Genomic DNA, 13950 nt, shown 5'->3' on the forward strand with positions numbered 1-13950 from the left:
GGAGGCGTGCCAAACTCGAAAAACCGCAGATTTCAGCCATTCTTAACTGAACCGAGCGCCCCAACGCCGTTCATCGATCCGAAAGGTTGGGAAATTTCACCACTTTTTAGAGCCGGGGTTTCGAGTGGCGGCATGACGCACCGCCCGCTATCGCTGCAGCCGACCATGGCGCTCGATCGAATTGCCCTTTCCGACTTCCGCAATCATGCCGCGACCGAGCTTTCGGGCACGGCGCGCTTCAACCTGCTGGTGGGCGAGAACGGGGCGGGCAAGACCAATGTGCTTGAGGCGTTGTCGCTCCTGTCGCCGGGCCGTGGCCTGCGCCGCGCCGCGCTGGCAGACATGGTGCGCGCCGGGAGCCAGGTGGGGTTTACCGTCGCGGCAGGCCTGAAGCAGGACGGCGAGCCTGTGCGCTTGGGCACATATTGCGAAAACGCCCACCCGGGGCGGCGACGAGTCCGGATCAATGGCTCGGACACGAATGCCACCGCGCTCGGGGAATGGCTCGCAATCACCTGGCTTACGCCGGCGATGGATGGGCTGTTCACCGGCCCTGCCGCCGACCGTCGGCGGTTCGTCGACCGCATGGCACTCGCGCTGGACCCGGCGCACGCCAGCCACGCCGCGCGCTACGAAGCGGCGCTGCGCGAACGCAATCGGCTGCTGTCCGACCGGCGCGATCCGGAGAGCGGCTGGCTCGATGCGATCGAGGCGCAGATGGTCCAGCATGGCGGGGCGCTGATGACGGGCCGCGCGCGCCTGATCGAGACCCTCATGGCGCGCCTTGCTGCCATGCCTGCGGAGCCTTTCGCCCGGCCGGCCATCACCTATGCGCCGGGCGCGCCGGATAGTCCGGACGGCCTGTCGCAGGCCCTTTACGAAGGACGCAGCAAGGATCGGCTGGCGCAGCGCACGCTATCCGGTCCCCATCGCGACGAGCTGGAGGTGATCCACGCAGCGAAGCGCGTTCCCGCCGCGCAAAGCTCGACCGGCGAGCAGAAAGCCATGCTGGTGGCGATCACGCTCGCTCACGCCGGGCTCGCGGCGCAGGGTCGCGCCGGTATCCTGCTGCTCGACGAGGTGGCCGCCCATCTCGATCCTGTCCGCCGCGCCGCCCTGTTCGACCAGCTGCGCGGTAGCGGCGCGCAGGTCTGGATCACCGGAACCGAGCCTTCCCCTTTCGACACCATCTTGAGTGAAGCGGCGATTTGGCGGATCGCCAACGGTGAGGTCCAGCGGCTCTAGTTTACCTGAGGTAGCGCCGCCGCGACTTCGTCCGCCGTGTCCGCGACCAGAGCCTCGATACCCTCGACCGTCGGATGGATGCGGTCGGACTGGAACAGGCTCGGATCCTGGTAGATCGCCTCCAGCCAGAACGGGATAAGCTCTGCATTATATTCGCTGGCCAGTTCGGCGTAGAGTTCGTCGAATTGCGTCTGGTATTCGGGCCCGTAATTCGGCGGCGCGCGCATGCCCATCAGCAAAACCGGGATATCGCGCTGGCGCAACTCGCCCAGCATCGCCTCGAAGCTCGCCCGCGTCTGGTCAGGCGAAACGCCGCGCAGCATGTCGTTGCCGCCCAATTCGAGAATGACGAGATCGGGCTTTTCGGCCTGCGCGTCGAGCGTGAAGGCCAGCCGCTGCGCCCCCGCCTGGCTGGTATCGCCCGACACGCCCGCATTGGCGATCCGCGCGTTGATGCCCTGCTCCCGCAGAGCGTCTTCGAGCAGCGCCGGATAGCTGTTCTCCTCGCCAACGCCATAGCCGGCGAACAGGCTGTCGCCGAAGGCCAGGATGCGCCGCTCCGGCCCCTCGACGGCGACGTCCGGGCGCGCCACGGAAGGCGTTTCACCGGCTTGGCGCGCGGGCGCTTCCGCTGTTTCAGTGCCGCAGGCGGCCAGCGCTGCGACGAGAATGGCAATCGACAAATGATAAAGCCGCATCGGCGAGTTTCCTTGTGCAACCGGTCACCCCATGCCATCGCAGCGCCGTGACGACATCTCAAGCCGCTATTTCAGCCCGCAACCTGTCCCTTACTCTCGGTAGCGACGCCGCACCGGTCGAAATCCTGCGCGGGATCGATCTCGAAATAGCCAACGGAGAGACGGTCGCCCTGCTCGGGCCGTCGGGTTCGGGCAAGAGCTCGTTGATGGCGGTGCTGTCGGGGCTGGAACGCGCGAGCGGCGGCACGCTGGAGGTCGCCGGGCAAGACTTCGCCTCGATGGACGAGGACGCCCTCGCCCATGCGCGCCGCGGTGCCATCGGTATTGTGTTGCAGGCCTTTCACCTGCTGCCGACCATGACCGCGCTGGAGAACGTCGCCACTCCGATGGAGCTGGCGGGAGAGGCCGATGCGCAGGACCGCGCGCGTGCGGAGCTCGAGGCGGTCGGCCTCGGCCACCGGCTCGATCACTACCCGTCGCAACTTTCGGGCGGAGAGCAACAGCGCGTGGCCATCGCCCGCGCCATCGCGCCGCGCCCCGACCTGATTTTCGCCGACGAGCCGACCGGCAATCTCGACGCTGCCACCGGTCACGAAATCGTCGATTTGCTGTTCGCCCGCCGCGCGGAAACCGGCGCGACCCTGCTCGTCATCACGCACGATCCCGAACTCGCCGAGCATTGCGCCCGGGTGCTGACGTTGGGTGACGGACGCATCGCAACCGACACCGCCGCATGAGCGACACGCGGACAAACAAACAAGCGATGGGCTGGTCGACGGCCTGGCGCATCGCCCGGCGCGACCTCAACGCGCGTTTTCGCGGGCTCCGCCTGCTGCTCGTGTGCCTGTTTCTCGGCACCGGAGCGCTCGCAGCCATCGGCACGCTGACCGCCGCGATCGAGCGCGAACTGGAGGCCAATGGCCGCCAGTTCCTCGGTGGGGACTTGCAGATCGAATTGTGGCAGCGCGGCCTCAACGAGGAAGAGAGCGCCGCGCTTGCCGAATACGGCACGGTCTCGGCAGGCACGCGCTTGCAGGCGATGGCCCGCTACGGCGAGCAGGCTGCACCGATCGAACTGAAGGCCATCGACGGTGCCTATCCGCTCTATGGCGAACTCGTGCTGGAGGACGGCCGCTCGGTCGGGCAGCCGGAAGCGGGTGAGGCCTGGCTCTCCCCCGGCGCGGCCGAACGGCTGGGTGTTTCGGTCGGAGAAACGATCGCGATCGGCACCGAAACGGTCACGGTCGGCGGGCTGATCGCGGACGAACCCGACCGGCTCGGCGAAGGTTTCCAGCTCGGCCCGACGATCATCGTGGCTGACGACCTCCCGCAGCGCGCCGGCCTGATCGCGCCCGGCTCCATGTACGAATCCAAGACCCGTGTCCGCTTCGACACACTGCAGAATGCGGAGGACGTGCGCGAAGACATCGAAGAGCGCTTTCCCGAGTCCGGCTTCGACATCGACACCGCCGATCGCGCCGCCCCCGGCACCGACCGCTTCATCGACCGCATGAGCGAATTCCTCACTCTGGTGGGACTTGCTGCGCTGGTGATCGCGGGAATCGGTATCGGTGGCGGGGTGACCAGCTATCTCGACGCGCGGCGGCAGGGGATCGCCACTCTCAAGATTCTCGGCGCGACGAGCCGCGATATCGCGCGGATCTATGCACTTCAGATCGCCGCAGCTGCTGTGGCCGGTAGTATTGCAGGCATCGTAGCCGGCATCGCGATCGTCCCGCTGCTTGCGACCGCACTGGAAGGACTGCTGCCCGTCTCGACCGGCTTCGTCGTCGCACCCGGCCCGCTGTTGCTCGCGCTAGCCTATGGCCTCCTCGTCGCGCTGGTCTTCGCTGCGCCTCCACTGCTGAGAGCGCGCAATTTTCCGGCGATGGCGCTTATGCGGGCTCGAGTAGCACCGCTCGCAAGAGATCGCGTTGCTTTGCTGGTGGTCGGCGGGGGATTGGCGGCCATCGTGGCGCTGGCGCTGCTGACGGCGGAGCAACCTCTGCTGTCTGGTGGGTTCCTTGCAGGCGCCGCCGTTCTGCTAGGCTTGCTGGCCCTGCTCGGCTGGGGCATCCGCAAACTCGCCGCCGCGCTGCCGCGTCCGAAAGACCCTATCGCGCGCAACGCGCTCGCCAATCTGCACCGGCCCGGAAGCTCGACCGGAGCACTGGTCACCGCGCTCGGCTTTGGTCTGTCGGCCTTCGTTCTCCTCGCCGCGGTGCAATCCGCGATCGACGGCAATATCGAAAGCCGCGTGCCGCAGCAGGCGCCCGACTATTTCGTGCTCGACATCCCGCGAGACCGGATCGCCGAATTCGAAACTCTGATCGAGGATGCCGATCCGCAGGCCGACTGGCGCACCGTGCCCGCCCTGCGCGGCTCCGTCCTCGCCTTCGGCCCGGAAGGCGCAATGACCCGCACTTCGGAGCTCGAGGACATCCCCGACGGCGCATGGGCGCTACGCGGCGAGCGCGGCCTGACCTATGCCGACAATGTCCCCGAGGGTAATAGCATTACGTCAGGCGAATGGTGGGGGCCAATGTATGCAGGGGAACCGCTGGTCTCTGTCGATGAGGAATTCGCCGAGGCCGCCGGCCTCGAAATCGGCGACATGCTGACTTTCGGTGTGCTGGGCGTCGAGAAACAGGCACGGATCGCCAATCTGCGCCGCATCGACTGGGAGAGCATGGGTTTCAATTACGTCTTCGTGCTGAGCCCCAATGCGCTGGCCGATGTGCCGCACAATCTGGCCGCCACCATCGAACTGTCCGAAGGCAAACCGACCGGGCCGCTGTTGCAGTCTCTGGTCGCGAGCTTTCCCTCCGCCTCGGTGATCGAGGTCGGTGGCGTGCTGGGACAGGCCCGGACGATCCTTGAGCAGGTGGGTCTCGCCACGCTGGCCGCCGCCAGCGTAGCCGTGCTTGCGGGTCTGGCCGTGCTGCTTGGCGCGATTGCGGCCGCGCGTGCGGCGCGGACCTACGATACCGTGGTGATGCGCGTCCTCGGCGCGGACCGGCGGCAGATCCTTGCCATGCAGTTGATCGAATATGTCGCGCTGGCTGGCGCTCTTGCCATCGTCGCGCTCGCTGTCGGCAGCTTTGCCGGCTGGCTGGTCGTGACCCAGCTGTTCGAATTCGACTGGCTGCCCGATTGGGGCGAGGTGATGGCTGTGCTCGGGTTGGGACTCGGGATCGTTCTGGCCTTTGCGCTCGGGGCGTCCCTGCCGCTGCTGAGGGCCAAACCGGCGCAGGCATTGCGGGCGCTATAGAAATCCGGCCGGTTCAGCTTGGCCTGATGCCATTTTCCTAGCTCCATTCGACGCCTGACATGCTTCCGATGATCTTCGGCAGATTTGGCTACCGGACATTTATGCCGCTGGGTATTACAGAAGCGGCATGCCGCAACGAGATTGTCCCGATCGTTTGAGCCCCCTTCAGATCTGGCAACCAGATGCTCGGCGGTGGCTTGGCGTTGGCGTGCTTGCTTTTGGGTAAGTCGGAATTTCTGGCGATAGTGATCCGGATCGTTGATCCACATGGGGTCGTCGCAATAGAAACAAAGACCGTTCTGCTTCTGAAAATGGAACGAGGTTTTAGTCTTTAAATCGGCCATTGATGCCTCCGAAAGGAAATTACATTCCTGCGGTGCGCACCGGTTATTAACCGCTCGAGGAAAGAGCCTAATGGCTCGCGCTATAGGCGGCTAATGCCGTTCCCCCACAACCTCACACATCGAACTTCTGTTCGATGCCTTTTGAAAGATCGTCTTCGCTGGCTCGCAGTCAAGACAAAGAAAAGGGGGCCCGACAGCCCCCTTCCCCGTCTGATTGCACATATCCGCCTGGCTTAGAAGCGGAAGCGGGCTCCCACGCCGTAGGTCCGCGGCTGATTGGGATAGCCGGAGATCGACTGGCCCTGCGCCACGGCGGGAAAGATCGTGGTGATATAACGATCGTCCAGCAGATTGCGGCCCCAAACGCTAAGTTCCAGCCCCATGTCGAATGCGTAGGTAAGCGAAGCGTTGAGGCTGTTGACCTCCCGGCGGAACGGACGAGCCGCATCGCGGGCCGGGCCGAAATCGCGGGCGCCCGTGGCCGGATCGGTCACGATGAAGTTGGTCAATCCGGCAATCACCTGAACGGGCGACTGGTAGGAGAAGTCACCGCGCAGGATGATGCGATCGCCGTTCGAATTGACCTCCTGGTCGTACTGAGCGCCGAATACGGCGGACAGCTTTGGCACACCGGCCACCTCTTCGTCGGTCAGATCGCCGACAGGCGAATTGGTGAAGCTGTCGTACTTCGCGTCGAGGTAAGTCATCGCGACACTCAGTGTCAGTGCGTCGGTCGGACGAACCTGGCCATCGAATTCGACCCCCAGCGTTTCCTGCTTCCCGGCATTCGAAAGGATGAAGGACGTACCGGTAAAGGTGTTTGCCTGGAAATCCTCGATCGACTGCTTGAAGAAGGTCAAGTTGGCCGAAGCGTATTCCCAATTGCCCTTGAAGCCGATCTCGTAAACCTCGGAATTTTCGGCATCTGCGAAGCGAGTACCCGGACGAAGGTTCGTGACCGCCAAGCCTTGGTCCACGAGCGCAGCGAAATCGCCCGGAAGCGGGCGGCTGTCACGCGAAAGATTGAAGCTCGGCGCTTTGTAGCCGGTCGCCCAGCTTGCATAGACGTTCAGCGTCGGCGTGATCTCGTACGCGAGGCGCACGTTCCAGCTGAAATCGTCATCATTCGTGGCGCAATCTTCCACCGCGTTCGGACAGTTCTGCAAGGGAGGCAGGAACTGGAAAGGGGTGAGCGCGAGCAGGGGGTTGACCGCCGGATTGGTGTCGTTGGCGTCGGCGAATGCCTGAACACCTTGCTGGATCTGCGCCACGATCGGTGCAAAGTTCGGATTGGCTAGCAGACCGGCAATCTGTTCTGGCGTGGCAGGCCCACCAAGTCCGAAAGCATCCCCGACCTGCGCCGGAAATGCCGTAGCGAAAATCGCCCGATTGCCTGAAGCGACGAGATCGATGTTCGAGAAGACATCGGTGCTCGTCGAGTCCGTGACGATTTGTTTCTTGTCCTTGGTGTAATTCGCACCCAACGTCAGGACGAGACCGTCGACAAACTCGAAATCGACGTTTCCGAAGATCGAATATGCCTCGTTGTCTTGCACGATGTTATTGAAGAAACCCTGACCTTCAGCGAAGAATTGGCCCGTGAAATCCTGGCCGTTCAGCGCCGAGAGGGTTGCTTCAACCGTGTCGATGTTCTGCGTTCCGCCCGTCGCTCCCTGCAGCAGCAGGTTGGCATAGGGACGGAAATCTTCGCCGAAGACGATCTGGTCGGAGGTGTCGACAGTCTCGTCGAAGTAGTAGCCGCCAATCAGGAAATTGATCGGACCGTCGAAGTCCGATGCAATCCGGAGTTCCTGGGTGAAGGTGTCGATCGCTGCGTCGCCGATATTCGCACCCGATGCGAGCGCGGCGCTGGTGAAATCGACGTCCTGATTGGCTGCAAGCTTGGTTTCGCGATAGGCTGTGATCGACGTCAGCGAGATACCACCCAAGTCGTAATCGATCTGGCCTGAGATGCCGTAGTTCTCGACATCGTTGATGGGATCGACATCGGTGAAGATCACATCGCCGTCGGGGTTGTCGCGGAAATCGTTGACCAGTCCGCCTACCGCCAGAACTGCCCCTGTTTCGGCAGACGGGCGGACATTGACGACGCCGCAGCAGCGTTCTTCGATCTTATCGTAGTCGCCGATGATACGCGCACGGAGCGGTCCGCCATTGTCAAAGAGCAACTGGCCGCGGGTAAACCAGCGATCACGATCGTTGATGTCCTGACCGTTGAAACCATTGGTCAGATAGCCGTCACGCTTGTTTATCCCCGCGCCGACGCTGAAGGCAAAGGACTCGCTAATCGGTCCCGTCACGTAGCCCTTGGCAACCATAGCGTCGAAATTGCCGTAACTCGCTTCGACCATTCCGCCGAAATCGAACTGCGGCTCTTTGGTGACGATGGAGATAACGCCGGCGCTCGCATTCTTGCCAAAGAGGGTCGATTGCGGTCCGCGCAACACTTCGACACGCTGGATATCGGGAAGGTCCGAAATCTGGGCGATTGCGCGGCTGCGATAGACCCCGTCGACGAACATCGCGACCGACGGCTCGAGTCCTATGTTGTTACCGTCCGTGCCGAAGCCACGAATGGAATAGCTCGTTGCAAAGGCGCTCTGCAGCTGGCTGACGCGAAGCGAAGGGACCACGGTGGCCAAATCCGCAACATCGCGTATCTGAGCGCGCTCGATCGTCTCGGCAGTGGTCACGCTGACGGCGACCGGAGTTTCCTGCAATGTCTGCTCACGCTTGGTGGCGGTCACAACGATCACATTGCCGGTTTGCGCGTCAGAAGCGTCTTCGATGTTATCGCCGTCGCTATCGACCTGCTCCTGCACTTCCTCGAGGGCGTCCGCATCCTGTGCAGCCGCCGCGGCCGGTACAAAGATGGTCGCAGCACCGGCAAGCAGAGCGGTACGAACGGTCGCAGTGCGGCCGAAAGTGGTGAATTTCATGAGTTGTCCTCTTCTCTCAAGACGCATTCTGGTCTGCCGCGCAGTTCCCAAAATCACGCAAGCGGGGCGGCGAATATTCGTATGCACGCGCCACCTCAAGCATTTAGCCGGTCGCGAACCTACGCGATTCCGCCACTGTGCCTTTCGCGTTACACCGCATATGCTTGCCGCATTGCAGCATCTGCGCTAGGGGCGCGCCCGAATTGCCAGGCGCATGGCGCGCCTGCCGCTACGGCATTCTAAACGAAAGCATACATCCATGTCCCGCGACCTGCGCAACGTGGCGATCATCGCCCACGTCGACCACGGCAAGACCACCCTTGTCGACCAACTTTTCCGCCAGTCCGGCACCTTCCGCGAGAACCAGCGCGTCGAAGAGCGTGCGATGGATTCGAACGATCTCGAAAAGGAACGTGGCATCACGATCCTGGCGAAGTGCACCAGCGTCGAGTGGAACGGCACGCGCATCAACATCGTGGATACGCCCGGCCACGCCGACTTCGGCGCCGAGGTGGAGCGCATCCTCTCAATGGTCGACGGTGTCATCCTGCTGGTCGATTCCGCCGAAGGTCCGATGCCGCAGACCAAGTTCGTCACCGGCAAGGCCCTGGGCCTCGGCCTGCGCCCGATCGTGGTCGTCAACAAGATCGACCGCGGCGACGCCCGCCCGCAGGAAGTGCTCGACGAAGTATTCGACCTCTTCGCCAGCCTCGATGCGAACGACGACCAGCTCGATTTCCCGAGCCTGTGGGCCTCGGGCCGCGACGGTTATGCCAGCGAAGACGAGACCGCGCGCGACGGCAATCTGGAGCCGCTGTTCAAGCTGATCGTGGACCATGTGCCGCCTCCGGGCCTCGACACCGAAGCGCCCTTCAGCTTCCTCGCCACCCTGCTCGACCGCGACAATTTTATGGGCCGCGTGCTCACGGGCCGCGTCCAGTCCGGCACGATCAACATCAACGACCCGATCCATGCGCTCGACAGCGAGGGCAATGTGATCGAGGTCGGGCGCGCTACCAAGCTGATGAGCTTCGATGGGCTCGACCGCGTTCCGGTCGAAACGGCGTCTGCGGGCGACATCATTGCGCTGGCGGGTCTTGAAAAGGCGACCGTCTCGAATACCATCGCCGACCCGAGCGTGAAGACGCCGATCGAGGCGCAGCCGATCGATCCGCCGACGCTCGCCATGCAGTTCTCGGTCAACGACAGCCCGCTCGCAGGCCGCGAGGGCAGCAAGGTGACCAGCCGCATGATCCGCGACCGTCTCTACCGCGAGGCGGAAACCAATGTCGCGATCCGCATCACCGAGAGCGACGACAAGGACAGCTTCGAAGTCGCCGGTCGCGGCGAATTGCAGCTCGGCGTGCTGATCGAAACGATGCGCCGCGAAGGCTTCGAGCTCGGTATCAGCCGCCCGCGCGTGCTGTTCCGCGAAGAGAATGGCCAACGCATGGAGCCGTTCGAGACCGTCGTCATCGACGTCGACGACGAGCACTCGGGCACGGTCGTCGAGAAGATGCAGCGCCGCAAGGCCGAGCTTACCGAAATGCGCCCCTCGGGCCAGGGCAAGACCCGCATCACCTTCTCCGCCCCGTCGCGCGGCCTGATCGGCTATCACGGTGAATTCCTGTCCGACACGCGCGGCACGGGCATCATGAACCGCCTGTTCGAGAAGTACGATACCTATCGCGGCCCCATCGAAGGCCGCCAGAACGGCGTGCTGATCTCGATGGTACCGGGCGAAGCGGTGCCCTACGCACTGAACGCGCTCGAGGATCGCGGCGAGCTGTTCATCCGTGGCGGCGCGAAGATTTACGAAGGCATGATCATCGGCGAGAACGCCAAGCCCGACGATCTCGAAGTCAATCCGATGAAGTCGAAACAGCTGACGAACTTCCGTTCGACCGGCAAGGACGATGCCATCCGCCTCACTCCGCCGCGCGTGATGACGCTGGAACAGGCCATCGCCTATATCGACGACGATGAAATGGTCGAAGTGACGCCCGAGAGCATCCGCCTGCGCAAGGCGATCCTCGACCCGCACGAACGCAAGCGTGCCAAGCGCGCCGCGCAGAGCTGAGGTTTAGGGCTAGGCCGAGACGTGATAGGTCTCGGCCAGCACCAGCCCGGCATAGAGCACTGCACCACCGAGGAACGGCAGGAAAAAGCTTCTCCGGTTTTCCGGTAGCTCTTCCTTGAGCACCAGCAGCATCACGCCGCCGGCCAGGAAGGCGAACAGGCAGCCGATGGCGATCTCGGGCAGCTCGACCACCCGCCCCAGTGCCCAGCCGCCGAGCGTGGCGGCGACCAGGACCCAGCGGCCCTTCGCATCGTAAAGTTCGGGGTGGTCGGTGCGCGAGCCGAAATCGGCTGTGACGAAGTGCAACAGCATCGCGGCGAAATAGAGGACGAGCCCGAGCGGCGATGTGTCCTCGCGATGCGAAAGCAAGTACGTGATCACCAGGATCAGCAGCGAGGAGGCAGCGATGTGCAGCCAGAATACGCCGTGGTGCGGACGGTCGCGCCCCTCCTGCTCCATTCGCTGGCCGGTCGAGGCAGCCAATGCTCGTTCAAGACCATAGAATAACGCTAGTCCGGCCAGCGCCAGCGTATAGACCAAGCCCTCGGCAAGAGTGGCATCGAAACCGGTCGCCGTCTCGAAGGTCGCCGCGTGAGCGCCGAGTTCGGGCAAGACATGCATGAACACATAGCCGACCGCCACGCCGCCCGCGAAGCTCAACCACTTGCTGCGCGGGGTGCGGTCGAGAAAACGCAATTTGCCGACAAAGATGTGCGTGGCCGCAAAGGCCAGCGCCATCGCCAGCGTGACGAGGACTCCGGCGCTCACTCGTCTTGGAACGCCATAAAGTTGGGCTGCCCGTTGCTGGCCGATAAGCCTCCATCGATAGCGAGGTTCACTCCGGTGACGAACCGGGCATCGTCGCTGGCGAGAAACAAAACCGGCCCAGCGACGTCCTCTGGCTCTCCGGGCCTGCCGAGCGGAATGCGCCGCATGAACGCTTCCATCAGACTGTCATTGTCCAGGATGCCCGAACTCATTTCCGACCGTGTAAGGGACGGGCAAACCGCATTCACGCGAATCCCCTGCTTACCCAGCTGCAGCGCCAAGGCCCGCGTAAGGTTCGTCACTGCTCCCTTCGAAGCGTTGTAGATTGGCAAAATCCAGTCGCCCCCGGTGCCCGACACGCTCGAGGTGTTGATGATCGAGCCCTTGCTTTTCGCGAGGTCCGGGATCGCTTCGCGACATAGAAACAGCAGGCCCTTCACATTGATATCGATCACCTTGTCGATATCATCGTCGCTCGCATCGGCGAGCATGCCGAAAGCGCCGACACCGGCGTTGTTGACCAGCACGTCGAGGCCACCGAAGCGGTCGACGGTCTTGCCGACGATGTTCTTGGCAAACTCGCGTTTTCCGACGTCGCCTTCGACAATCAAGGTGCGGTCACCGTCGAGGTCTTTCGCGACTTTCTCCAGATCGTCCCGACTGCGCGAATTGAGGACGACATTCGCACCCTCTTCGGCGAAGCGCCTCGCGATGCCCTCTCCGATGCCCGAGGACGAGCCCGTTACGATGACTGTCTTGCTTGTAAATCTTTGCACTGAACCGCTCCTGTCGGGGTGTTTCATCCAGTCAATGAACGGCTCTTTCAAATGTGCCGCACCCAAGCCCGCGGCTACACCAGCATATTGCCGATTGAGCAGTACGAGGGCTTTCGTGCGGTAATATCGGCTAGACCACACCCTTGTAGCGCGACCACGTGAGATACCGCCGGATCTTAGGTTTCACCCGCCTCTCTTGCCCACTCAGTGGGGCACACACGGCGCGTCGATATCGCGTCGCAGGCGTGGCGGTGGACCATCCCGGTTGCGTTTGTTACCAGCGCCCGCATGGAAACAGGAACACTCGTCAGCCTCGCGCTCTATTTCGTGCTCATGATCGCCATCGGCCTGTGGGCCTGGAAGCGCTCGACCGACACCAGCGAGGGCTATTTGCTGGCCGGACGCAATTTGCCGCCGGCGGTCGCTGCGCTGTCCGCCGGGGCCTCGGACATGAGCGGCTGGCTGCTGCTAGGCCTGCCCGGCGCGCTCTACGCCAGCGGCCTGGTCGAGGCGTGGATCGGGATCGGCCTGTTCCTCGGCGCGCTGGTCAACTGGATCGTCGTCGCACCGCGCCTTCGCGCCCAGACGGAAAGCTATGGCAATGCGCTGACGATCCCCGAATTCCTTGCCAACCGTTTCCCCGACAAGGCCGTAGCCCTGCGGGTTGCGAGCGCGCTCATCGTGGTCGTGTTTTTCTCGGTCTATACCGCTGCCGGCCTCGTCGGCGGGGGCCTGCTGTTCGAGACCAGTTTCGCCGGCATCCTACCCGATGTCGGAATGAGCGATTACATGATGGGCATCTGGATCACCGCGCTGGTGGTTCTCGCCTACACCATGGTCGGCGGCTTCCTCGCGGTCAGCCTGACCGATTTCGTGCAGGGCTGCATCATGGTGGTGGCGCTGGTGCTGATGCCGCTGGTGGTGATGTTCGGCGCCGGGGGCGAAGGCGGCGGCTCGCTGTCCGATGTGCCGGTCGAGGGTTTCCTCAGTCTGACGCAAGGCCTCACGCTTCTCGGCTTCATCAGCGCGGTTACGTGGGGCCTCGGCTATTTCGGTCAGCCGCATATCATCGTGCGCTTCATGGCCATCGACACCATCGACAAGGTCAAAACCGCAAGGAATATCGGCATGACCTGGATGGGCGTCGCGCTGCTGGGTTCGATCGGCATCGGCATCGCCGGCCGCGCCTATGTCGAGCGCAACGGGTTGGCGATCGACAATCCGGAGACGATATTCATCGTCTTGGCGAACTTGCTGTTCCACCCGCTGATCACGGGCTTCCTGCTGGCTGCACTGCTCGCCGCGATCATGTCGACCATCAGCTCGCAGCTGCTGGTGGCCTCGTCCTCGCTCACTGAAGATTTTTACAAGCTGTTCTTCCGCAAGAACGCCAGCGAGCGCGAGAGCGTGAATATCGGCCGCATCTGCGTCGCGCTGGTGGCCCTCGCCGCGATCCTGATCGCGAGCGATCCCGAAAGCGAGGTTCTCGGCCTCGTCTCCAATGCCTGGGCCGGCTTCGGGGCAGCCTTCGGTCCGCTGATCATCCTGTCGCTGACCTGGGACCGCATGACCGGCGCGGGAGCGCTCTCGGGACTCGTCACCGGCGCGGCTGTCGTCGTGGCGTGGATCGCGCTAGGCTGGAATTCGGAATTACCCGGTTTCGACGGCGGACTGTACGAGATCGTACCCGGCTTCATCGCCGCATGGCTGGCCATCGTACTGGTGAGCAAGGCGACCTATCGCGAGCCGATGCCGACCACCGCCTGACCGAAAGCAAACGGGTTAGCCTTACGTTAACTATGTTCGGT

The 13950-nt window shown here is 63.3% G+C and carries 9 protein-coding genes and 1 pseudogene; 5 read left to right on the forward strand and 5 right to left on the reverse strand.

Going from position 1 to position 13950, the window contains the following annotated elements; genetic code table 11:
• Positions 1–165 precede the first annotated feature (165 nt).
• The gene (recF, locus tag Q9K02_RS11915) at positions 166–1245 is read left to right on the forward strand and encodes a DNA replication/repair protein RecF (protein WP_305933511.1); all 1080 of its coding nucleotides are present in this window, start codon (positions 166–168) and stop codon (positions 1243–1245) included.
• Here the strand turns inward: recF and Q9K02_RS11920 are convergent.
• Positions 1242–1928, reverse strand: a complete 687-nt coding sequence (locus tag Q9K02_RS11920; protein WP_305933090.1) for an arylesterase — start codon at positions 1926–1928, stop codon at positions 1242–1244. The two genes, recF and Q9K02_RS11920, sit on opposite strands and share 4 nt — an antisense overlap.
• 62 nt (positions 1929–1990) lie before the next feature.
• Here Q9K02_RS11920 and Q9K02_RS11925 point away from each other — a divergent pair, with 62 nt between their 5' ends.
• Both Q9K02_RS11925 and Q9K02_RS11930 read left to right on the forward strand, forming a co-directional pair.
• Entirely contained in the window at positions 1991–2680 is a 690-nt protein-coding gene (locus tag Q9K02_RS11925) for an ABC transporter ATP-binding protein (RefSeq protein ID WP_305933091.1), read from the forward strand.
• A 26-nt stretch (positions 2681–2706) separates the two neighbouring features.
• Positions 2707–5214 (forward strand): ABC transporter permease, encoded by a 2508-nt coding sequence (locus Q9K02_RS11930; RefSeq protein ID WP_305933092.1) that lies wholly within the window; start codon positions 2707–2709, stop codon positions 5212–5214.
• A 110-nt stretch (positions 5215–5324) separates the two neighbouring features.
• On the opposite strand, the pseudogene Q9K02_RS14565 reads toward Q9K02_RS11930, so the two are convergent.
• Positions 5325–5558, reverse strand: a pseudogene (locus Q9K02_RS14565) (HNH endonuclease); the annotation flags it as partial.
• A gap of 233 nt (positions 5559–5791) precedes the next feature.
• Positions 5792–8518 (reverse strand): TonB-dependent receptor, encoded by a 2727-nt coding sequence (locus Q9K02_RS11935; RefSeq protein ID WP_305933093.1) that lies wholly within the window; start codon positions 8516–8518, stop codon positions 5792–5794.
• A 259-nt stretch (positions 8519–8777) separates the two neighbouring features.
• On the opposite strand from Q9K02_RS11935, the gene typA reads away from it, so the two are divergent.
• A complete protein-coding gene (gene typA, locus Q9K02_RS11940; RefSeq protein WP_305933094.1) occupies positions 8778–10598 on the forward strand; it encodes a translational GTPase TypA in 1821 nt (606 codons plus the stop codon).
• Positions 10599–10607: 9 nt separating this feature from the next.
• Here the strand turns inward: typA and Q9K02_RS11945 are convergent, their stop codons facing one another.
• The gene (locus Q9K02_RS11945) at positions 10608–11366 is read right to left on the reverse strand and encodes a hypothetical protein (RefSeq protein WP_305933095.1); all 759 of its coding nucleotides are present in this window, start codon (positions 11364–11366) and stop codon (positions 10608–10610) included.
• Positions 11363–12142 carry a meso-2,3-butanediol dehydrogenase gene (gene budC, locus Q9K02_RS11950; RefSeq protein ID WP_305933096.1) on the reverse strand — a complete coding sequence of 260 codons (780 nt, stop codon included), beginning with the start codon at positions 12140–12142 and terminating at the stop codon, positions 11363–11365. The genes Q9K02_RS11945 and budC overlap by 4 nt, the downstream gene beginning before the upstream one ends.
• 288 nt (positions 12143–12430) lie before the next feature.
• Between budC and putP the strand changes: the two genes are divergently transcribed.
• Positions 12431–13909 (forward strand): sodium/proline symporter PutP, encoded by a 1479-nt coding sequence (putP, locus tag Q9K02_RS11955; protein ID WP_305933097.1) that lies wholly within the window; start codon positions 12431–12433, stop codon positions 13907–13909.
• The last annotated feature ends 41 nt before the right edge of the window (positions 13910–13950 follow it).

This window comes from Qipengyuania profundimaris, assembly GCF_030717945.1.
Lineage (GTDB): Bacteria > Pseudomonadota > Alphaproteobacteria > Sphingomonadales > Sphingomonadaceae > Qipengyuania > Qipengyuania profundimaris.

What these genes read in the sequence shown, in the direction of transcription:
- recF (WP_305933511.1), top strand. Translation starts at nt 166, where the DNA reads ATGGCGCTCGATCGAATTGCCCTTTCCGACTTCCGCAATCATGCCGCG.
- Q9K02_RS11930 (WP_305933092.1), top strand. Translation starts at nt 2,707, where the DNA reads ATGGGCTGGTCGACGGCCTGGCGCATCGCCCGGCGCGACCTCAACGCG.
- Q9K02_RS11935 (WP_305933093.1), bottom strand. Translation starts at nt 8,518, where the DNA reads ATGAAATTCACCACTTTCGGCCGCACTGCGACCGTTCGTACCGCTCTG.
- typA (WP_305933094.1), top strand. Translation starts at nt 8,778, where the DNA reads ATGTCCCGCGACCTGCGCAACGTGGCGATCATCGCCCACGTCGACCAC.
- putP (WP_305933097.1), top strand. Translation starts at nt 12,431, where the DNA reads ATGGAAACAGGAACACTCGTCAGCCTCGCGCTCTATTTCGTGCTCATG.